This is a genomic window from Secundilactobacillus muriivasis (assembly GCF_054785195.1).
Map to the genome: position 1 here is coordinate 41439 of NZ_BAABMI010000010.1, position 19642 is coordinate 61080.

Genomic DNA, 19642 nt, shown 5'->3' on the forward strand with positions numbered 1-19642 from the left:
GGAATCCATGTCAGAATCAACGAAAGCAAAAATGAATGTGATTGTCGTTAAGGATCGGCTAGAAGGCGGTCAACAAGGCTATCAAGTATTTAAGGAAGCCTACGAAAACGGAGCAAAGGTTTACGGCCTTGCTACGGGGAGTACGCCGGTGACGACGTACGACGCCATTATTAAGAGCGACCTTGATTTTAGTCAAATGACGTCCATTAACCTTGATGAATACGTCGGATTGGAACCAACCCACCCACAAAGTTACCATTACTTTATGCAGACTCACTTATTTGATCAAAAACCATTTGCACAATCTTACGTGCCAAATGGCATGAACGCGGATGCCGCTGATGAAATGGCGCGCTACGACCAGATCATTGCTGACAACCCGATTGATCTTCAAATTTTGGGCTTAGGTCAAAACGGCCACATTGGTTTTAACGAACCTGGGACTGATCCAGCCATGGGCACTCACAAGGTGACGTTAACTGAATCAACGATCAAGGCGAATGCCCGGTTCTTTGAACATGAAACTGATGTGCCACGTTATGCGTACTCAATGGGAATTGCTTCAATTATGAAGAGTCACCAGATCTTGTTAGAAGCCTATGGTGAAGAAAAAGCCGCAGCGGTTAAGGCCATGATTGAAGGCCCAGTAACGACCGATGTACCAGCCAGTTTCTTACAAAATCACAACCACGTGACGGTTATTCTTGATGAGGCATCAGCAAGTTTATTAACCAAGTAAGTTTCGCTTAAAACTAAACAGTACGGCATAAGAGAGGCAGATGGTGACATCGCTCTCTTTTTTTTATGAATTAAAAAATTGAGTGGCCGTTGGTTGAATTGTAATGTTCTCGTTATTGAAGCCACCTAGAAATCCCGATATAATGGCCTTAACATCATAGGTATGTCGAGGAGGAGACGCAAAGATGCGAAAACCAATCATCCTCAAGCTGGCTTTGACCGGCTTGGTGGCGTGTGGGTTAGTGGGGGCTGACCAGGTGAAACCGGCAGCTAGTACCCAAACGACACAGTTTATTAGCACGTTATCAACGCCAGTTAAAACCGTTGCGAACCAGTACAAATTGTATCCATCAGTCATGATGGCGCAAGCAGCGCTGGAGAGTGGCTGGGGCACGAGTCAACTGTCAACGTCAGCAAACAATTATTTTGGCGTGAAAGGCAGTTATAACGGTCAGTCGGTAACGATGTCGACGGCCGAATATGACGCAAACGGACAGTTGTATTACACCAACGCGGCATTTAAAAAATACCCAAGTGTGCAAGAATCAATGGTCGATAATGCGCAATTGTTACGTAATGGGACAGCATGGGATAGTAGTTACTATTCTGGCACCTGGCGTGAGAACGCGGCCACTTATCAAGATGCTGCCAATGCGTTGACGGGTAAGTACGCGACTGCACCAACTTATGGCACGTCGTTGATCAATTTGATTCAAACGTATGGGTTATCAACGCTTGATAGTGGCGGTAGTGTGGCAAGTGAGAGTTCAACTGCTGATAGTAGTAGCGCAAACAGTAGCAGTACCGCAACAACCCCAACGACGCCGACAACAGGGGCGACGAATACGACGTCAACAACTAAGTCAAAGAAGATTACTTATACCACGGGTGAGAATGGCCAATCAGTGGTATTAGGGAGTCGCTTCCGAAATTACGCGATTTATAATCACGTTAAAGGGAGTGCTTATAAAACGACCAAGTATAGCTGGTATACGATTGGTGGTTGGACAAATCGGCCAGTTTGGCTCGATGGTCGGGCGTACAAGTCGGCTACCAAGACAAACTGGTACCGGATCCGGTTTAGCAAGCAAACAACTGCTAAGAAGTACTGGGTGTACAAAAAGGCGCTGACTTTCCCAAAAACGACTTATAGTAAGTTAGAGACGTCAGCGACGATTGGCTCGACATCCGAGACGGTTTATAACCACGTTTATAACTCGGCTTATCTCGCGAAGAAGTTAACGACCACCGATGCATTGAAGAACCAAAAAGTGACCGTGAACGAAAAGGCAACGCACGTCCAAAGCGGCATTACGACGACGTGGTACCGATTTAGTGCCGGTGATGTTACTGGCTGGGTGAAAGCAAGTGCATTTTCAAAGGTAGGTTAGTGTTAAATAAGCAACGGACTACCAATTTTGACACTTAATGATCAAGGGGCATCATGGATTCCAAAATTGGAATTTGTGATGCCTTTTCAGGTATTTAGCGCCAATTGGTTAAGGATTTGCTTATTTTTATCGCGAGGTTCTTGTACAATCGTGAAAAACCGGTATAATAGGCACGGCTTAGAACATTTAGAATGGAGACTTGACTCAATGAGGTTTTGGAAAAAAGTAACGTTAACGCTCGGGGTGTTGCTGTCGGTTGGGGTCGGCAGTAGCATCACGGCTCAAGCAGATAGTCACACAGCGTTTATCGATGAACTCAGTACCCCAGTGTTACAAGTCAGCCGGAAGTATCACCTGTACGGCTCCGTTATGATGGCTCAGGCGGCTTTGGAGAGTGACTGGGGAACGAGCGCGCTATCGACCCAGGCCAACAATTACTTTGGCGTGAAGGGCAATTATGGCGGTCGTTCGGTGACGATGTCAACGTCGGAAGCGAACACCAGTGGCGATTTGTATAAAACGCTTGCCCAGTTTAAAGCATACCCAAGTATCGCAGCATCGTTGAACGATTATGCTAAAGTGTTGCGGGGCGGGACGACTTGGAACCCGTTTTTATATCAGGGTGCTTGGCGTGAAAATGCCGATTCGTATATGTCAGCGACCGCAATCGTGGCCAAGAACTATGCGACTGATACGAATTATCAGGACAAGCTCAATCAAATAATTGCGCAGTACGACCTACATGATCGCTTTGACCGGGCAACGGCCCACGCGACCGATGCTGACCATACGACGGTGATCACCCCCGGCGTGAGCTACGCAACTTACGATGGCACTGCAACGGTGAAATCAGGCACGATTCGGTTTTATAAGAATGTTCCCGGACCAAGCGTCAAGGCGAAGTCCATCAAAACGGATCAGTTAGCCAATCAAAAGGTAACTGTGCTTCAGCGGGGCATTATTACTAAATCACAAACGATTTGGTATCAGGTTAAGACCGCCCAAGCAACCGGCTGGGTTCAGTTAACAGATTTACTGAATTTAGCAACTAAATAACGTTTGACGATGACGGTGAGTCTATCTTAACTAAGAGAACTTTGCTATAATGACGCATATGTGCGGCGCAATACTGGTCGCGCATAACGGCAGTAAAACTCACCGTTACTGGTCGCCGATAACGATGATGTAGGCGACTTAAAACAGAGGTAAGGAAGACATTAGACATGGCAACTGATTATAAAATTAAAGTTCAAAATGTAACGAAAGAGTACGAATTATTTAAGACTCAGTCGGATAAGTTAAAGGCGTTCTTCGCCCTTAACCGCAAACCAGTCCCTCATTTTTGGTCCTTAATGGGCATTTCGTTGGAGATTAAAGCCGGTGAAACGATGGGCTTAATTGGGGTCAACGGTTCAGGTAAATCGACGTTATCCAACATCATTTCAGGGATTATTCCGCAAACGACTGGGATTGTTGACGTTCGTGGTGACACCTCGATTATTGCAATTGGGGCTGGCCTACGAGGCAATTTGACCGGATTAGAAAACATTCGCTTGAAAGCGTTAATGCAGGGATTGACCAACGAAGAAATTGATCAGTTAATGGATGATATTGTCAGTTTTGCTGATATTGGCGATTTCTTGTATCAACCTGTCAAGAGCTACTCAAGTGGGATGAAATCCCGGTTGGGATTCTCAATTGCGGTTCACGTTAACCCTGATATTTTGATTATTGATGAAGCTCTGTCCGTTGGTGATGATACGTTCTACCAAAAGTGTGTGGACAAAATCACTGAATTTAAAGAAGAGGGTAAGACCATTATCTTCGTCAGTCACTCATTAAAGCAGATTGAAATGCTCTGTGATCGGGTTGCGTGGATTCACTACGGTACCTTGAAGCAGGTTGGCCCTACGGCGGATGTTGTGAAGAACTACAAGTCGTTCGTTAAGTGGTTTAAGAACCTGGATAAGAAGGAAAAGAAGCACTTCCAGCGACGGATGAAGGAAGCCCAAAAGGCGTTTGATATTGATGCTTATCAAGCTGAAGCAGTGGCGGTGCGGCAAGAAGCCAATCCTGAAGAAAAGAACGTTGCAGCAAAGGTTAAGCATGATTTCTATGGCTCAGTCATTAGCGAAAAGATGTCAGGTGGCAACCGGGTGTTAACCTTTGCGGTACTCGCGCTGTTTATTCTGTTCTGCTGGGTCAACGTGTCAGGCCACTCACTGAGTGAAGTTGTGACCAACCCAACTAACCTGGTGCACCCAACAGAACACGTTAGCGTTGTTGGGAGTTATGATAAATTAAAATAAATGAAAATTTAATTAAAGAATTATCATCATAAATGTGGACTTTTCTAATTTATAATGGTATTCTTTAATTAACCATTTATTTACCACCTACTTGTCTAGCGATGAGTAGGCCCATCTCTCATTTGACAATTGAATCAAATGATCGAAAAGCCGTCAGTGATGAAGGCTTTTTTTGTTGTCCGAATAACTGGGTGCGTGTTGAAATAAAGGAAGTTTGGGATTTGGGGACGTGAGTAGCCTAAAAGCGATGTTTGATGCTGTCCCTAGACCGCCATCATGCACAAATTAGCAATCAATAATTAACTTTTGTTGCTAAAAAACCAAAACCGGAAAAATATATTAATAAAGCTGTTGACAGCGCTTACAAAATGCCTTATATTAGTTCTTGTAAGGTATGAATAATTACCTTCTAATCAATTCTCTTTCTCTCTTATGCCGCCACTATCAGCCGATAGTGGCTTTTTGGTATCTATAAATAGGGATTAATCAGACCTTATAAAACAAGATTTAAGGATGAAAGGTGTTGATTTAGCAGTTTTCAAAGATTGATTGATGTCTTGAAAAAATATTTCACTGTCAATTATTTTATGGTATACTAATCAAGTTGCGATGAAGGAGGGCGTAGAATGAAGAGTCATGAAACGTTTACGTTGATCGAAGAAATTACCCGTCTGGATGGTTCGAAGTACATGGAGATCAGTAATATGGTCCAAAATGGTCGAGCCGAATTGGCTGCCGAGCGCGGTTATATTAAACAGGTGCGAATTTTACAACTCAACATTCCTCATTCACCACACGTGGTTGCTTACGAAGACTATGTGAATGAAAATTATGAGATGCCAACGGAAGCGTTGGATCATTTCGAAGAGTGGGAGAAACCCGAAAAGATTCAAAACGAGGTTAATATGGTCTTAAAAGAAAACCATATTGGTTAAATTCTTCTGCGAAAAAGATTTGCATAGTATGAGAGTTTATGGTATAAATATTACATGGTGTTTTTGCCCCGTAGTTCAGTGGTAGAATAATTGACTGTTAATCAGGAGGTCGCTGGTTCGAACCCAGCCGGGGCAGTTTCATAAATATTCATTTATGAGTTTATAGTATACATGATTGCCCCGTAGTTCAGTGGTAGAATAATTGACTGTTAATCAGGAGGTCGCTGGTTCGAATCCAGCCGGGGCAGTTCACCATTTAAGTTTCAAACAGTAACATCAATTTAATTATTGCCCCGTAGTTCAGTGGTAGAATAATTGACTGTTAATCAGGAGGTCGCTGGTTCGAACCCAGCCGGGGCAGTCATAAGTCGTGTGTCACTCATCATTTTGATGGGTGACTTTTTTGTTGTCGTTTGTGTCCAGCGTAAGTGTGCGGAGCGAGACGGGTTGAGAGCAGTGTGCAAGGCGACATCGGTGAAGGCGCCCGGGCCTGGCGGGTTTACCGATGTCGCCTTGCATGCAGCTCTCAGTCTCGCGCAGCACCATTCGGCGTGGTGGCCAGAAAGCGCGTGGTTGACAAGTTTTTGCAGTGACAGGAACCCTAGAAATGACAGTTTAAGCGGCGCCGAATTTTGTAGCCTGAGAGCGCCGGTTTTCATGCGGCTTTGGCGAGCGAAGCGACGACAAACAGCCGACACTCAAAACTGCACTCAACACTTACGCTGGACACAAACGACAGTGACAAAGCTAAAAAAAGACCACAGCACTCAATGAAGCATGCTGTGGTCAAACTGTATGTCAATTATTATAAATCATCCGTCATCTCATCATGAACGGCTTCAGTCTGTAACGCCTTGAGGTGTTCAAACAAGATGCCTTCACGAAGACCGCTGTTTGAAAAGGTGATGTGGTCTGAATCAAGATAGCGCATCAACAGCACTAATGGAATGAGACCACCAACGATGATGTCGGCTCGGTCCTTGCTCAAGCCCGGAATCGCTTTACGTCCTTCTAAGTCCTGACTCACAATTCGTGAAAAGGTGTCATCGATGGCCTGACGGCTTAGTCGATAGCCGTGGATGTCTTCGGAATCCAGAATGTTGTTGAAACGGCGGTTGATTTTCGCCATGGTTCGATTACTACCACCTAGCCCGATGACGGGGAGGTTAAGGCCGTTTCGGAGCCACCAGACGTTATTTAAAATATCATTGAAGAAGGTCATGGCGTCAAAAAGTGAATTAGCCGTAATGGTGTCGGGCGATAAAAACTGCTGAGTCAGGTTAACGCTTCCCAATGGAATGCTAATCAAGTGACTGATTGCGCCATTTTGAACGAGCACGATCTCAGAGCTTGCGCCGCCAGTGTCTAGGATAACGGCATTGGTTGAGGGTAACGTTTCGCTGACGCCAAGGTAGTCGTAATAAGCTTCCATGGTACCAGGAAGAACTTCGAGCGGTACCCCGAGTTGAGCTTCTGCGAGTTTAAGAAATTTCTTTTGGTTGCTGGCCTGACGTGTTGCAGCGGTTGCAACGGCTTTTAGATGTAAATTGTCGAGGCCGCTGTACACGGCCTTAAAGTCGTTTAACGCTTCAAGGGTCCGATCGATTGCTTCTGGTTGGAGCACCTTTTTGGGTCCCATGTTTTCAGATAAACGTACATATTGTTTCATTTGTTTGACGGCCTGTGTCGTGCCGTCGTTGTTGATTTGGGTAATGGTCATCCGGGCTGAGTTGGAGCCTAGATCAATCACAGCAAAGTTTTCCATTAGTCGGGGTCACTCCCATCATCATAGTTCAACGGATTAGGTTGGTTTTCTGGACTGAGCATGGGTTGAAATTCCGTTGGTTTAGCTGCCGCTTCAAGTTGTTGATCACGGGCCACTTTAGCGCTGGCTGCTTCGGCAAAATACGTTTGAGCGTCCAACGCCGTCAATCCGCGACGGTCAACTCGACGGTAGGTATCGTCAGGTGTCAGTACTCGAGTCTTCAGGTTGTCGTTCCACATGGTATCGTAAATTTGATTGGCCTGTTCCTCAAGGTCTGATTGATTAATGGGGAAGAGAAGTTCTACCCGCCGATTCAAGTTACGGGTCATCAGGTCCGCACTGGCAAGGTAGGTTGTGCGCTGACCGTTAAAGTCAAAGATGTAAATTCGACTGTGTTCCAAGAAACGACCGACGATGGAGTGAACGGTGATGTTATCACTGATGCCTTCGATGCCAACTTTCAAACAGCAGATACCGCGAATAATCAGGTGAATCTTCACACCTGCGTGAGAAGCACGGTAGAGGTGCGCAATCATCTTTTGATCTGATAGTGAGTTCATTTTCATTCGGATCGTGACGGGTTTGCCCTGTTTGGCGAGTGCGATGGCTTGATCGAGCTTATCATCAATAAATTCGCGAATCCCCTTTGGTGAAATGTGGAGCTGGTGGAAGTAAGGCGGCTTTGAGTAGCCGGATAACATGTTGAAAATATTGGTGGCATCGATGCCCATGTCATTGTTAGCGGTGAAAATGCCCATATCGGTGTAGAAGTGGGCGGTAACGTCGTTGTAGTTACCAGTTCCCATGTGCATATACCGGCGAATATCACCTTGTTCACGGCGGACAACGAGCGATAGCTTACAGTGGGTCTTCAAGCCAATCAAACCGTAAATAACGTGACAGCCCATTTTTTCAAGTTGTTTAGCCCAGTGAACGTTATTTTGTTCATCGAACCGGGCTTTGACTTCGACCAAAACGGTGACCTGTTTGCCATTTTGAGCGGCGCGGCCAAGGTAACGAATGATTGGTGAGTCACCAGAAACCCGGTAAAGCGTCATTTTGATGGCTAAGGTGTCGGGATCAACGGAGGCTTGGCGAATAAATTCAACAACGGCGTCAAACTTATCGTACGGGTGTTGCATCAGCCAGTCGTGAGACCGAATCGCATCAAAAATGTTGTGGTTGTGATCGAGCGCTTTAGCTTGGTAGGCAGTGAACTTCGGGTATTTGAGTTCGGGGTGGTTCACGACCGCACTAGCGAGCTTATTCAAGAAGGTCAGGTCAACGGGGCCGCTCGTTTCATAAAAGGCGTAGTCCGGAATGCTGAGTTGCTTGGTGAGACGCTTCAGGACTTTTTTGCTAATGGTGTTTTCGATTTCAAGCCGGATGACGTTTCCGTGTTCACGAAGTTTGAGCTGCTGCTGGACTTCCTTGAGGAGGTCGGAGGTATCTTCTTCAGCGACATCGAGGTCCATATCCCGAATCACCCGGAATACAGCACTTTCAGTGACTTGGTAATTGACAAACAGCTGGCCAACGAAGGCTTTAATGATGTCTTCGAGGAGGATAAAACTGTTTTCCTCACCAGGTAAACGAACCACTCGTGGGAAAACATCGGGAATCTGTAACGTTGCGTATAACTTAGTGTCAGGATCATCGGTTTGAACGAGTTGAATTGCAAGATTCAAGGTGTCGTTTGCAATGAACGGAAATGGCCGAGAACTATCATCAGCCATTGGGGTTAGGACCGGATAGAGTTCATCATGGAAGTAACCTTTGATGAACTGGAACTGGGCATCCGTTAGGTCATCGATTGATTTTAGAAAAATGTTTTCCGTAACGATGGCCGGTAACAGTGACCGGTTGAGGGTGTTATATTGCTTGACTAACATCTCGTGCGCCTGTTTATTCACCGCTCGAAGTTGTTCTTCCGCGGTCATTCCGGACGCATCAGGTTTGGGGTAGTCAACCGCTGCTAATTTAGCCAGTGAGGCGACCCGAACCATGAAGAATTCATCCAGATTGTTTTGGGTGATCCCTAAAAACTTTAGGCGTTCCAACAGCGGGTTTAGCTTATCCCGGGATTCTTCTAAAACCCGGTCGTTGAAGGCTAACCAGCTGAGTTCGCGGTTGGTGTAGTAGTTAGGATCATTGTAGTTTCGTTTACCACTCATTTTGCTGTCACGCTCCTTTGTTTAAGACGGGGTTTCAGACCAAAGGTTTCTTCAAAGAATCGACTCTTGAAGGCGAACTCCCAGTTTTCAAACGATAAATTGTCGTTGCTGAAGACGGTGATGACAACGGCTGGCGATTTGATGGAAACGGAGATTCGTTTGATTTTTTGCTGCCGGTCATCGTCCAGCGCATCCGCTAATCGCAGAATGGCCGCCAGTTTTGCAATCAATAATCGCTCAGAAGTGGCCATTTTTTGGAAGTGGCTTAAATCTTCACTCGGGGTGGTTGTGCTATGGTAACGGGTGATTGCTGCAATTAACTGTCGTTCGTGGACTGATAGTCCGACGATGTTGGAGTGCTGAATGATGTAATCAGAGTGTAAGTAGTGCTCGTGAGTATCAATGTAGGCGCCGACATCATGTAAAATCGAGGCAACTTGCAAGAGTAATCGAGCGCGCTTGTCTAATTGATGGATCGGCTTTAACTGATCAAACAAGTGGAGCGCAAACTTGGTCACCAAGTGTTGATGAATCGGCTCCACGTTGTAGTGGTTCGCGATATTTTCAGCAGCGGTAATGGTTTGCTCCGAAAAATCGTAATTGCTAAACCCGGCCCGAATGGACTCGTTAATGGCGAGACCGTCGAGGACGGTGTTGTGGGAAAAATGCACGGAGGTTGCTTGCGTAAAGCGCAGTAGTTTTCGCAACAACAGCATTTCCGGCAACAGCAGGGGGACTTCGGTTTCAGGAACGCCCAGTTGATCGATCAGATATTGATCAGAAGCATCAACGACTTGGTCAAATAACGCATCGAACTCGTCAATTGATAACGTCGCCTGCTGCGTGGTGTTCAGGGTTAAATGGCTTAACGGCATTGACCCCAGTAAGATAACCTCACTAGGACCCGCAATGGCTTCGCTAGGAAGTAACTGACTCACATCGGTCAATTTACTGTCGATGTAGTCTCGAAGGACCTCCACTGAGTTAGGGGCACTTTGACGTAAACTTTGCAGATCCTCAGCAATTCGAACGGGCCCCAGTGAAAAGTGGGTCGAGTATACGAAGGAGAGGTCGCAGAACTGGGTAATGCTTGTGTTCCCAGAATTGATGCCGATAAAGTGAATCAGTTGGCCGCGCTTGGTGTGTTTCTCCTGTCGCAGATCCAGTAAGACCGCTTGGTTACGGTAATAGGTTTCTTCACTGATCGATAGCCAGTGAATCTGAACCCCCGTCCGTAAGAATAGCTGGTCGGCGATAAAATCGGCGTTGAGTGCACGCGACAAGGCTTCGCTCCCCCAAAGCTGGTAGTCCGAAATCTGGTAATCGTTGATAATTTGGAGAAATCCCCGGAGCGCCGAGGACATCTGACTCACTAACTCGAAGTTAATGGGTTGGTGCTGATAAAGGTCGTCGCCAACAGGGAGTTCTTTATGCACCCGTTCAATTGGTTTAAGGGTCTTCAGGTCAACAATGAGAAGTTCTAGACCCTGAACCGTCACGATCATAGTGCCAAAATAGTGGTTTGGCATGACTATCGCCTCCATAAAACTTATTGAAATACTTGGTTGTCCATAATTAACTTACTAATGTGCTTTTCTGTCCGTTGATGTTCCGGTGGCAATGTCATGTAATCGCCGTAAAGTCGCGTCAGAATGGCGTCGTAATCAACCGGCACCTTCACCGACAACGACTCAAAAGGTACCGTTGTCAAATGCGTACTTTCTGCAACGGTCAAAATTTCTTTGTCGTAGGCGTACTGTGAGGCCAGATTTTTGAGGTTAAGGAACGGTCCAGCGTTGTACTGACGCATAACTTGGTCGCGCTCTTGTTTGAGGTCGGTGATCGATTCAATTTGATCGGGATCCAGGTCGGGTTTGAGGCGCCGAAGTGGGGTTTCGATTAACCCGTAACCAGCTTTTAAAATGATGCGGCTATCAAGTAGTTTAAACCGCGTGATCTGATTACGACGACTAGCTGGGTCATCGGGAATTCGATCGAAGGGGAAGATATCGATGAACACCCCTTTACGCGCGTTATTAGCGTTATTTTTCTCTTCAATATAAGTATAGCGATCCAGTAGCTTCATATAACTAAAACCGTAGTTATGGTCGGAATAGGCGGTTTGAAGAAAGTAGTGACTGTCGCGAAGTCGTGCCGGGGCGTATTTGGCGAACTGCTCATAATCGTTTCGGGTCATGCCGATATCCATGTCATCGTCCCAGGGAATGAAGCCCTTGTGACGGATGGCGCCTAGGAGGGACCCGCCGATGAGAAAGTAGTTTAATGATAAGTCGTCACAAATGTCGATGATCTGTTTTAAGTTGCCGAGTTCAACTCGGTGAATACGGGTTGTTAAGTCGATGAGTGTTGCCTCCCTAGGTAAAGTAGTAAAACGATCGACAGCGAACAGGCGTCGCTGGCCAACTGGACCAGTTCGGGAGCAACGTTATCGAATCGTTGATTGATTTACCTTAATCTTACCATAGGCGGGCTGAAATGCACGGGTGGCAAGTCGCGTTTTTTTAACTCAGCGAGTGGTAATTTAACGGGGTTAATGATAGGATACTAAGGGATATATTATAGAAAAATGGGTGGAAATTATGAAAGTTCAACAGTTGCTTGATGAATATATTGATGTGTATATCAAATCACTAAAATACCTGGATTCGTTTGTTTCAGAACCCGCAACGGCCTACAATTTGTCGTTTGAGCAGTACCTCATTTTGCACGACATCGCGGAGAAGAGCAACGTGACCCTTGCCCGAATTGCCGATAACCGCGGTGTGACGCGAAGCGCTATTTCACGGCAGATCAAAGTGTTGTTGAATCTTGATTACATTTATCAACAACGTGATGATAAGGATCACCGACGTCAATACCTGCACTTGACCCCTCGTGGCCGTCAAATTGAAGAAATCGTGACCCAAAAGGCAAGCGACCGGTTTACCAGCTGGGTGAACATCTTTGGACAGGAAAAAGCGGAATCGTTGCTTGACTTTATTAAAGAATTCAGTGAAGTTGCCAAGCTAGAGAATAATGGTAAGGCCAGCGAGTAGACGCCACAAGCGAACGACTGGTTGTTGATTGGCGACCATGAGCTGGACCAGTTAACCTCATGAAGATGAAATAGCCTCACATGTCTCGCGATGGGCATGTGGGGCTATTTGGCTTATCAATTTTAATCAATCACTTCCAGCGTGTAATTACCGCTATTACTGAGAAGTTTTGAAACCGGACACCGTTTTTCAGCCTGATGAACGAAATCGACGGCTTGATCGTGGGAGATGCCCGGAATTTGAATCTTGGCATCAACTAAAAATTCGAGGCCGCCAGTCCCCTTGACCATGGTGACGTGAACCCGAACTTTTGCCCGGTGCGGGAGGTCGTTTTCGCGTTCAATTGCCTGTAACGTTGCCCCCATGCAGGTACTCAAAGACAGGCCGAGCAACTGTTCGGGGTTGGCACCCGGCGTATCCTTTAGCGGATCACTAACGACGACGGCTAAGCCGTTTGGAATGTACGCTGCGCCGTTGAGGCCATCTTGATTAATAGCGTCCGTTTCGTATTTTTTAATGTATCGTTTACCATTTCGTTCTAGTGTCATACCAAATAACCTCCTAATGGTGTTAGTTTAACCGCTTTCAAAACCGATTTCAATTATTTATCACTGAAATTAGGCGGAACTAATTTTATCATTTCAGAGGTATACCAATTTTTATAATCTTTTTGATATATTTTAAATGCTGTGTTGAGTAACAATGCGCAAAAGGACACTGATAAGCGCGTTATAACAACTTCTTGTTTTGACTGAGTTATTTAATAATTAACGATTAATAACTAGACCATTATTGATTGATGCGCTATAATAGGACTATCGAAGGAGGTTGGGCAGATTTAACTTATTTGGAGGGAATCAATAATGAGCATGATTGACTTCTCGAGCCATCCAGCGGTGCAACGCGCTTGGATGCACCAACTCGGCCAGCAGGGAGAGCTGATCGAACCAGAGGCGATGACTCGGTTTAAGGCCTTAGCTGAAGCGTATAACCGGCAGTATGGGGAACGCCGGGTGCGCCCGAAGCTGAATCACGATTAGTTGTTGGCAATCGGACTGAATATGAGCTTAGATGATTAGGATAACTGATTGGGGCGTTCAACCCAAGCTATTTTGGAGGTAGCTTGCGTTGAGCGCCCCATGTTAGATTTAGAGGGTTAAGTCGTGATTGGTGTTCATGTAGTAGAGCATTGGGGCGCTTGCTATCCACATTTAACCGTGGTTTAATAAAATTAACGGACATCAATCTATGGCTCGTCTGGGTTGGTGCGAAACGAATTTTGACGAGCTGGGCATCATTGAGAGGAGTCAACGTGTTGTATAAAGTAATGGTTGTGTTGCATGATGAAGATGATTATATTCGGATGAACAAGGTGTACTTTGAAACCATGCCGGTTGCGGGACAGTACATCATTCACTCCGATGGGTTAGCGTACGTTGTTGAAGAGGTCACCAGTTTTGCGGGTTACGTCAGCAGCAAGGGCGCAACTACCATTTTGGTCGTTCACCAAGCACCAAAAGAAGCAGCTGTTAATCAGCTGTACGGAATTGATATTGAACGTGACCTTGATGATCCTGAAGAGGGGTAGTCGAAACACAACGCGTGTCTATAAAAACTGAATAAGTGAAAATACAAAATAATGCCGCAAATTCCTAATGTTGAGGAATCCGCGGCATTATTTTTATCTCGTCTACAGAAGACTAGAAGAATCGGTTCGTTCGAGGATCGATCCCAAAGGAATGCGCCTGTAGGTAACTTAAAACGGCGGGATCGTGAACTTGTTGAACGTCCTTAGGGGTTACGGGACGGACTTGGTTATCGTCAATGTGTGGCTGTGAGTGGTGATCATTAAATTGGTTCGCTTGCATATGTGTCACTTCCTTAATCAATGTTGCCACCATTATAGCGGGGGTGATTGGAAAAGGGGAGCAATATGCATCTTTTTTTCGAGGATGAATTAAAACGTCATGACTTTGCTGGTATTTCGGTTATTTAAAGATATTGTATGTAGAACTAAACTAGTCGACATGACCGATAACCGCTGATGTTTAGGGTGATTTGGCTGGTTAAACTGTGTCATGCCAATTAAGAAGAGAAGAATCGTTAATAATAGAACAAAGAGTTCAACTAGTACATTTTTCAAAACGAGCCTCCTCAAGCTAAACTTGCACCGAGTGCCGCCAACAAGACACCACCAAATGCGGTGAGTGCTAAGTAACCAATCGCAAGTAATCGTCGTTTGTTAAACAGGGTCACGACTTCGTTACTGAACGTTGAAAAAGTGGTGAAACCGCCCATAAAGCCGCTCCCAACGAGCCAGATGGTGGTCGTGGCGGCGAACGCACCGGCTAAAACGCCAAGCGCGAACGCACCGCTAAGATTGATGACCAGAGTTGCGAGGGGCAGTGGCACCCAATTGAAGATACGATTACCAAGTTGGGTGATACCAAACCGACATACGGCACCGATGGCACCAGCGAGGCAAATCAGGATGGTTATCATCATTGAAATCGCCGCCCTTCAACCCATTTGTGACTAAGCTGACGCCCCCAAAGGGCAGCCAGACACCCACAAAATAGACTACCAGCAAAGTAAAGTCCGGCAAGTAGGCCCCCTGCCTGTTGCATAAGCGTGACGGTGTCCACGCTGAAGGTTGAAAAAGTGGTAAAACTGCCAATTAGACCGACACTTAGGCCACTGAGAATTGCCGGACTAATTGGTAGCAATCGTGGTAGGGCCTGAGTAATTAAGGCAAGTAAGAGCGAGCCAACTACATTGATGCAAAAGATGGTGAGGTAGTGATGGGTGCCTAAAAGCGTGGTTAACCCAAGACGGATTGCACTTCCCAGGAACCCAAAGACAAAGATGGCAATGATTCGTTTTAACATTGAAAGCCTCCTTTTCGGATTAAGAATATTTATTTAGTCTAGGCGTCTGTGGGAGAAACTTCAAGCAGGGGAAGGAAAGTTTGACATCGACGATTCGAAACGGCACTAATCTGATCATAATCAGGGTGCCGGTTCAGTAGTAATTGACGTGGATCAGTTATTTCACTTTCTCACAATTTAGTTACAATTCCATGTCAGCCGTTGTCTTCCGGAGGGGTGCATGCTATTTTTGATAATAAACAAGGAGGATCACATGACAAATACACAAACAAAGTCTCAACGCGCGGTCTTCGTGATGATTGCCTTTTTAATGGCGATTTTCGGTCTCATGACCACCACTACATCCGCGTCAGCAGCGAGTTATAGCGTTGTCAGCACCACGTCAATGACGTCGACTGCTTATCACCGCACTTCCGCTTCCGGAGCGGTTTACAACTTAACACACACTAAGAAATTGGCAAGCTTGTCAAAGTACCCCAACACCACTTGGTACGCGACAAAGAAGGTCGTCTTAAAGCATGGCTCAACTAAGGCCATTTACTACGCGGTTAAAAATGGTGCCGGCACCGTTTCCGGTTACGTTTGGCACAAGTATTTAACGGCTGGTAAGGCGCCACTTTCGTTGAAGTATGCCAAAGCGGCAGTTGCAATGAACGCCTCAACGGGGAAGGTGCTTTGGTCAAAGAACGCCAACACCCCACGGGCAATTGCATCAGTTTCGAAGTTGATGACCCTTTACCTTGTCGAACAAAAGGTTGACGATACCAGTGCAACCTGGGATTCTAAGGTAACAACCAGTTATTCAGGCTTGAAGTCAATGGGGAACTCAAGTACCTATGGTGGCTTTAAGTTTACCAAGAACAGTTACACGGTTAAGCAATTGTACGATGCCGCGTTGATCGAATCATCGAATAACGCCGCCATCGCGCTTGGTCAGTGGGTTGCTGGTGGGTCAACACCAAGCTACAACACCAAGTTCATTAAACTGATGAACGCCCAAGCAGCCAAATGGAATCTTGGTAAGGCCAGCTTCGTTTCAGCTAATGGGATGGAACAATCAGCCCTCCGTTCGTACGGCTACTCAGTCAGTGGTGGCGATGCCAACTTAGTATCTGCTAAGGACGTTGCGCTCATTGCTAAGCACCTGATCAACGACTACCCAGCCGTTTTGACGGATGCTAGCAAGGGCTCACTTACTGTTGCGGGTCAACTATGCTACAACTATAATAACCTGTTACCAGGTCGGAAATACTACCAAGCTTCCCTCAACGTGGATGGCCTGAAGACCGGCTACACCGGACTTGCGGGTTACTGCTTCGTCGGAACGGGTAAGAAGAGTGGGCACGATCGGTTGATCACCGTTGTGCTTCATGATGAAGATGAATTTACCGAAACGCGGTCATTAATGAACTACGTTTACAATTCAAACTTAATTTAATCGATAGTACGACTAAAGGCGTTGCTGAGTCCTGATATGGGCTTGGCAACGCCTTTTAAGTTTCAAATAAAAAAGAACCGCAGTGTCTCAAAGACATGGGTTCTTTCTCATCGCGCTAATATTCGGTAATCGTTTCATCCTCTGAAAGTTCCAGCCAAAGGGTCAGTGCCAAAGGGTTGAAGTTAGCCCATGATGACATGTTTTGGTAGGCGCGTTCTAACAGGGTGCTCTTTTTGTGTTTTTTCAGCTCATCGAAAAGGGTCAACACAAACGGATTATCTTCTAGGTCGGACATGACCGTTGGCATATGATGTTGCCATTCGGCAATCAAATCTTGGTAGATGAGTAACTTACGTGAATTCTTAATCGTAAAATCAACGCCTTGTTGGCGCAGTTCTTCAATATAATCTTGATACTCCTGCATCACAGCATCGCGCGCGTTGGTCCACTGTTGCTCGTTGTATTTTGGTAATTTTGTCATGTTATCCCTTCTTAATGAAAAAAATAATCATCCGGGTGCTGCTCAACAGACGGATGAAGTGATAATGATGGGTAACCGGTTGCTGTCTACAACTCAGACTAATGGCTTTGGTGAGATTTGTCAAATTAAATCCAGTGTTAGTCGCAATGACGAAATCAGAAACCGGTATTTAGTGGATAAATCGCGAAACTGCGCTTAATAAATAATTAAATATCATAAAAGTAATTGACCCAAAATTGGGATTTTTTTATACTGGTAGACGATGCTTTAAAAATGAACGAGTTTGAGAGGGTTTAACGATGGATGTGCAACACATGATACGACAACAATTAGTGGCTATCGGAACAATGGCCTTGCTGGCGGTAGCGTTACCTGCTGGGCAAAGTCATGCGGCAACGGTGACCGCTAGTGGCACAGCCGTAACAAATACCACTAAAACGACAACGAGTAGCACGGTGACGATCAAACGACTCACGAGTATTAACGCGCATCCATACGCGTTAAGGGCCGGTGCAACGTTATATAAAACCGCAACCTTGAAATCAGGAAAGGTCGCTGGCAGCAAATTTGCGCGAACGACTTGGTACCGTAACGAGGTCGCAACACTTAGCGTTAAGGGAAAGACGCGAACGGCGTACCGGGTAACGAGTGCAAACCGGCAGTCAACATACTGGGTATTGGCAACGCAGCTCAAGTCAGTCTTAAGTGCCTCCTTTAACCTTAAGTTGGCGGGTGCGGGCAGTACATTCACGACTACCAAAATTGGCGTGTTGGGTGATTCAATTCCCGATGGCTGGGATGGCAGTCATTTTTATCACGTGTCATACCCACGCTGGACGGCAAAGTACCTCGGATCGGCTTACACGGTAACGGATGATGCCTTTCCAGATGCAACGATCGTCGGCCAACGTTGGAAGACGTGGCAGGGGGTTAGACGGCCTCAAGACCTGGGACCGGTGATCAATGCCAATAAAAAAGCCTTGGCCAAAATGGATATGATTTTGATCAATATTGGGACCAATGACTACGCGAATGGCTCGGGTTCTGGGAGTTTGACCAACGTCATTGCACATTTGAAACTGCGGTTAAAAACGGTTCAAAAAATCAACCCAACAGCGACAATTTACGGCATCTTACCACTGACGCGTTACGGCTATGATGGCATCAATAAGGCTCATGTTCGTAATGATCAAGGTTATACGTTAAATCAGCTTCGGGTTGCTGAGCAAAAACTTTACCGGCAAATGGGCATCAAGGTCGTTAATTTTAATGCGATTGCCCCCAACGTGATTACCGATGCGAACCATCGTTATACGTTGCAGGATCAAATTTTACACCCGTCGGCACAGACAGCTCAAAAACTGGGGTATGCGTTGGCGAAAAAGATTTTGGCGGATGAAACGACTTATTAATTAGAATCGTAATTTAAAAAAGCAGTTTGGCTCGTCACGTGCCAAGCTGCTTTTTGAGTTGCTCTTGATGTTTATTAGAAAACGCGTAAAATTATCATTTAAATTACATATTATAATGAGGTGATTGAGCATGGTTCAAGTAACTTATCAACTTGCGACTGAACCAGAAACGTTCGCAACGGCCAAACAGTTGATTTTAGACTATTCAGTTTCATTAGGATTAGATTTATCTTTTCAACATTTTGACGACGAACTTAAGCGATTAGCGGTTGAGTATGCGTCGCCACACGGGGCGTTGATTTTAGCAAGGGTTGATGGACAGCCAGCAGGTGTGATTGCAGTTCATCAATTTGCAGACTCGATTGCAGAAATGAAACGCCTATACGTTAACCCAGCGTATCGTGAATTGGGCATTGGCCGTCAACTGGTGACGCGGTTATTGAAGGTTGCGAAACAACTTGGGTATCAGGCAATTCGTTTGGATACATTACCCACGATGAAAGGGGCACAAAAGCTGTATGCATCAGTGGGCTTTAAACCAATCGAGGCCTACCGGTTTAATCCGGTTGCGGGTACTGTCTTTTTAGAATGCCAGCTTTGAGGAGTGCCCAATTAGGCAATTTACTTTTCAGTCCCGGTCAAGTATGGTAGACTATTACTTGGTCTTAAATATGGGGACGTTATGGATTCGACAGGTATAGGTTGAGTCCGGACTGCGTTTCGTAGCGAGGTTCTACGTTAAAACCCTCACCTAAATTTTAACTGCAAATAACAGTTCAAAATCTTTCGCATTAGCTGCCTAATAAGCGCTAAGTGAAGATCCGCCTGACTTCGCCCATGAGGCAGATACGGGTCCTAAATTGAGTGGGCTTACGCTAATGGCTCCCATCTGAAGTCGTTAGAAGAGACTAATCAGGTTAGCTAATCATGTTTGGCCCTGACAGGCGGCGAATTGGTTAGCGAAACTCAAGTAGTCTGAATATAAGCGTAGAGGTTCGGGTGGCAATATGCTTGGACGCGGGTTCGACTCCCGCCGTCTCCATTAAGCAACAATC

General features: G+C 45.8%; 21 protein-coding genes, 3 tRNA genes and 1 other RNA gene. 15 read left to right on the forward strand and 10 right to left on the reverse strand.

Annotation, left to right across the window (positions count from 1 at the left end; genetic code table 11):
* Positions 1 to 31 precede the first annotated feature (31 nt).
* The 8 genes from ACYVR3_RS02670 to ACYVR3_RS02705 all read left to right on the forward strand — a co-directional run bounded on the left by ACYVR3_RS02670 (position 32) and on the right by ACYVR3_RS02705 (position 5734).
* A complete protein-coding gene (locus tag ACYVR3_RS02670) occupies positions 32 to 739 on the forward strand; it encodes a glucosamine-6-phosphate deaminase (protein WP_057152126.1) in 708 nt (235 codons plus the stop codon).
* A 184-nt stretch (positions 740 to 923) separates the two neighbouring features.
* Positions 924 to 2129 carry a glucosaminidase domain-containing protein gene (locus ACYVR3_RS02675; protein ID WP_461243011.1) on the forward strand — a complete coding sequence of 402 codons (1206 nt, stop codon included), beginning with the start codon at positions 924 to 926 and terminating at the stop codon, positions 2127 to 2129.
* Between the two features lie 207 nt (positions 2130 to 2336).
* Positions 2337 to 3185: a glucosaminidase domain-containing protein gene (locus tag ACYVR3_RS02680; protein ID WP_461243012.1), complete on the forward strand. Its 849-nt coding sequence runs from the start codon at positions 2337 to 2339 to the stop codon at positions 3183 to 3185.
* Between the two features lie 167 nt (positions 3186 to 3352).
* Positions 3353 to 4438 (forward strand): ABC transporter ATP-binding protein, encoded by a 1086-nt coding sequence (locus tag ACYVR3_RS02685; protein ID WP_461243013.1) that lies wholly within the window; start codon positions 3353 to 3355, stop codon positions 4436 to 4438.
* Positions 4439 to 5064: 626 nt separating this feature from the next.
* Positions 5065 to 5373: a hypothetical protein gene (locus tag ACYVR3_RS02690; protein ID WP_057152113.1), complete on the forward strand. Its 309-nt coding sequence runs from the start codon at positions 5065 to 5067 to the stop codon at positions 5371 to 5373.
* A 64-nt stretch (positions 5374 to 5437) separates the two neighbouring features.
* Positions 5438 to 5509 (forward strand) — tRNA-Asn (locus tag ACYVR3_RS02695).
* A 40-nt stretch (positions 5510 to 5549) separates the two neighbouring features.
* A tRNA-Asn gene (locus ACYVR3_RS02700) sits at positions 5550 to 5621 on the forward strand.
* A 41-nt stretch (positions 5622 to 5662) separates the two neighbouring features.
* Positions 5663 to 5734, forward strand: a tRNA-Asn gene (locus ACYVR3_RS02705).
* A 444-nt stretch (positions 5735 to 6178) separates the two neighbouring features.
* On the opposite strand, the gene ACYVR3_RS02710 is transcribed toward ACYVR3_RS02705, so the two are convergent.
* Genes ACYVR3_RS02710 through ACYVR3_RS02725 form a run of 4 tightly spaced genes read right to left on the reverse strand, consistent with a single transcriptional unit; the run spans position 6179 to position 11674 of the window.
* The gene (locus tag ACYVR3_RS02710) at positions 6179 to 7138 is read right to left on the reverse strand and encodes a Ppx/GppA phosphatase family protein (protein ID WP_461243014.1); all 960 of its coding nucleotides are present in this window, start codon (positions 7136 to 7138) and stop codon (positions 6179 to 6181) included.
* The gene (locus ACYVR3_RS02715; RefSeq protein ID WP_461243015.1) at positions 7138 to 9312 is read right to left on the reverse strand and encodes an RNA degradosome polyphosphate kinase; all 2175 of its coding nucleotides are present in this window, start codon (positions 9310 to 9312) and stop codon (positions 7138 to 7140) included. Before ACYVR3_RS02715 ends, ACYVR3_RS02710 begins: the two co-directional genes overlap by 1 nt.
* The gene (locus ACYVR3_RS02720; protein WP_461243016.1) at positions 9309 to 10841 is read right to left on the reverse strand and encodes a Ppx/GppA phosphatase family protein; all 1533 of its coding nucleotides are present in this window, start codon (positions 10839 to 10841) and stop codon (positions 9309 to 9311) included. The genes ACYVR3_RS02715 and ACYVR3_RS02720 overlap by 4 nt, the downstream gene beginning before the upstream one ends.
* Positions 10842 to 10861: 20 nt before the next feature.
* Positions 10862 to 11674, reverse strand: a complete 813-nt coding sequence (locus ACYVR3_RS02725; RefSeq protein WP_461243034.1) for a LicD family protein — start codon at positions 11672 to 11674, stop codon at positions 10862 to 10864.
* A 238-nt stretch (positions 11675 to 11912) separates the two neighbouring features.
* On the opposite strand from ACYVR3_RS02725, the gene ACYVR3_RS02730 reads away from it, so the two are divergent.
* Positions 11913 to 12368, forward strand: a complete 456-nt coding sequence (locus ACYVR3_RS02730; protein WP_054737030.1) for a MarR family winged helix-turn-helix transcriptional regulator — start codon at positions 11913 to 11915, stop codon at positions 12366 to 12368.
* A 122-nt stretch (positions 12369 to 12490) separates the two neighbouring features.
* Here the strand turns inward: ACYVR3_RS02730 and ACYVR3_RS02735 are convergent, their stop codons facing one another.
* Complete coding sequence (locus ACYVR3_RS02735; protein WP_461243017.1) at positions 12491 to 12916, reverse strand: OsmC family protein; 426 nt, start codon at positions 12914 to 12916, stop codon at positions 12491 to 12493.
* Between the two features lie 315 nt (positions 12917 to 13231).
* Here ACYVR3_RS02735 and ACYVR3_RS02740 point away from each other — a divergent pair, with 315 nt between their 5' ends.
* Both ACYVR3_RS02740 and ACYVR3_RS02745 read left to right on the forward strand, forming a co-directional pair.
* Positions 13232 to 13408 carry a hypothetical protein gene (locus ACYVR3_RS02740; RefSeq protein WP_156301789.1) on the forward strand — a complete coding sequence of 59 codons (177 nt, stop codon included), beginning with the start codon at positions 13232 to 13234 and terminating at the stop codon, positions 13406 to 13408.
* A 275-nt stretch (positions 13409 to 13683) separates the two neighbouring features.
* Complete coding sequence (locus tag ACYVR3_RS02745) at positions 13684 to 13956, forward strand: hypothetical protein (RefSeq protein WP_054737028.1); 273 nt, start codon at positions 13684 to 13686, stop codon at positions 13954 to 13956.
* 112 nt (positions 13957 to 14068) lie between these two features.
* On the opposite strand, the gene ACYVR3_RS02750 is transcribed toward ACYVR3_RS02745, so the two are convergent.
* The 4 genes from ACYVR3_RS02750 to ACYVR3_RS02765 form a co-directional block, all read right to left on the reverse strand.
* Positions 14069 to 14236: a hypothetical protein gene (locus ACYVR3_RS02750; protein WP_156301788.1), complete on the reverse strand. Its 168-nt coding sequence runs from the start codon at positions 14234 to 14236 to the stop codon at positions 14069 to 14071.
* Between the two features lie 89 nt (positions 14237 to 14325).
* Positions 14326 to 14511, reverse strand: coding sequence for a hypothetical protein (locus ACYVR3_RS02755; protein WP_156301787.1), 186 nt, complete (start codon positions 14509 to 14511; stop codon positions 14326 to 14328).
* Positions 14512 to 14522: 11 nt separating this feature from the next.
* A complete protein-coding gene (locus ACYVR3_RS02760) occupies positions 14523 to 14873 on the reverse strand; it encodes a fluoride efflux transporter FluC (protein WP_082405134.1) in 351 nt (116 codons plus the stop codon).
* Positions 14870 to 15256, reverse strand: coding sequence for a fluoride efflux transporter FluC (locus ACYVR3_RS02765; RefSeq protein WP_461243018.1), 387 nt, complete (start codon positions 15254 to 15256; stop codon positions 14870 to 14872). The genes ACYVR3_RS02760 and ACYVR3_RS02765 overlap by 4 nt, the downstream gene beginning before the upstream one ends.
* A 295-nt stretch (positions 15257 to 15551) precedes the next feature.
* Between ACYVR3_RS02765 and ACYVR3_RS02770 the strand changes: the two genes are divergently transcribed.
* The gene (locus ACYVR3_RS02770) at positions 15552 to 16694 is read left to right on the forward strand and encodes a serine hydrolase (RefSeq protein WP_054737033.1); all 1143 of its coding nucleotides are present in this window, start codon (positions 15552 to 15554) and stop codon (positions 16692 to 16694) included.
* 115 nt (positions 16695 to 16809) lie between these two features.
* Here the strand turns inward: ACYVR3_RS02770 and ACYVR3_RS02775 are convergent, their stop codons facing one another.
* The gene (locus ACYVR3_RS02775; RefSeq protein ID WP_461243019.1) at positions 16810 to 17175 is read right to left on the reverse strand and encodes a hypothetical protein; all 366 of its coding nucleotides are present in this window, start codon (positions 17173 to 17175) and stop codon (positions 16810 to 16812) included.
* Between the two features lie 314 nt (positions 17176 to 17489).
* Between ACYVR3_RS02775 and ACYVR3_RS02780 the strand changes: the two genes are divergently transcribed.
* From ACYVR3_RS02780 to ssrA, 3 genes are all read left to right on the forward strand, one after another.
* Entirely contained in the window at positions 17490 to 18587 is a 1098-nt protein-coding gene (locus ACYVR3_RS02780; RefSeq protein ID WP_461243020.1) for an SGNH/GDSL hydrolase family protein, read from the forward strand.
* A 130-nt stretch (positions 18588 to 18717) separates the two neighbouring features.
* A complete protein-coding gene (locus tag ACYVR3_RS02785; protein WP_461243021.1) occupies positions 18718 to 19188 on the forward strand; it encodes a GNAT family N-acetyltransferase in 471 nt (156 codons plus the stop codon).
* A gap of 72 nt (positions 19189 to 19260) precedes the next feature.
* Positions 19261 to 19632, forward strand: a transfer-messenger RNA (tmRNA) gene (gene ssrA / locus ACYVR3_RS02790).
* Positions 19633 to 19642: the final 10 nt, after the last annotated feature.

Coding starts and splice junctions, on each gene's coding strand:
- ACYVR3_RS02750 (WP_156301788.1), bottom strand. CDS start 14,236: ATGCAAGCGAACCAATTTAATGATCACCACTCACAGCCACACATTGAC.
- ACYVR3_RS02680 (WP_461243012.1), top strand. CDS start 2,337: ATGAGGTTTTGGAAAAAAGTAACGTTAACGCTCGGGGTGTTGCTGTCG.
- ACYVR3_RS02690 (WP_057152113.1), top strand. CDS start 5,065: ATGAAGAGTCATGAAACGTTTACGTTGATCGAAGAAATTACCCGTCTG.
- ACYVR3_RS02675 (WP_461243011.1), top strand. CDS start 924: ATGCGAAAACCAATCATCCTCAAGCTGGCTTTGACCGGCTTGGTGGCG.
- ACYVR3_RS02735 (WP_461243017.1), bottom strand. CDS start 12,916: ATGACACTAGAACGAAATGGTAAACGATACATTAAAAAATACGAAACG.
- ACYVR3_RS02685 (WP_461243013.1), top strand. CDS start 3,353: ATGGCAACTGATTATAAAATTAAAGTTCAAAATGTAACGAAAGAGTAC.
- ACYVR3_RS02730 (WP_054737030.1), top strand. CDS start 11,913: ATGAAAGTTCAACAGTTGCTTGATGAATATATTGATGTGTATATCAAA.
- ACYVR3_RS02715 (WP_461243015.1), bottom strand. CDS start 9,312: ATGAGTGGTAAACGAAACTACAATGATCCTAACTACTACACCAACCGC.
- ACYVR3_RS02720 (WP_461243016.1), bottom strand. CDS start 10,841: ATGCCAAACCACTATTTTGGCACTATGATCGTGACGGTTCAGGGTCTA.
- ACYVR3_RS02775 (WP_461243019.1), bottom strand. CDS start 17,175: ATGACAAAATTACCAAAATACAACGAGCAACAGTGGACCAACGCGCGC.
- ACYVR3_RS02710 (WP_461243014.1), bottom strand. CDS start 7,138: ATGGAAAACTTTGCTGTGATTGATCTAGGCTCCAACTCAGCCCGGATG.
- ACYVR3_RS02770 (WP_054737033.1), top strand. CDS start 15,552: ATGATTGCCTTTTTAATGGCGATTTTCGGTCTCATGACCACCACTACA.
- ACYVR3_RS02785 (WP_461243021.1), top strand. CDS start 18,718: ATGGTTCAAGTAACTTATCAACTTGCGACTGAACCAGAAACGTTCGCA.
- ACYVR3_RS02760 (WP_082405134.1), bottom strand. CDS start 14,873: ATGATGATAACCATCCTGATTTGCCTCGCTGGTGCCATCGGTGCCGTA.
- ACYVR3_RS02670 (WP_057152126.1), top strand. CDS start 32: ATGAATGTGATTGTCGTTAAGGATCGGCTAGAAGGCGGTCAACAAGGC.
- ACYVR3_RS02780 (WP_461243020.1), top strand. CDS start 17,490: ATGATACGACAACAATTAGTGGCTATCGGAACAATGGCCTTGCTGGCG.
- ACYVR3_RS02765 (WP_461243018.1), bottom strand. CDS start 15,256: ATGTTAAAACGAATCATTGCCATCTTTGTCTTTGGGTTCCTGGGAAGT.
- ACYVR3_RS02740 (WP_156301789.1), top strand. CDS start 13,232: ATGAGCATGATTGACTTCTCGAGCCATCCAGCGGTGCAACGCGCTTGG.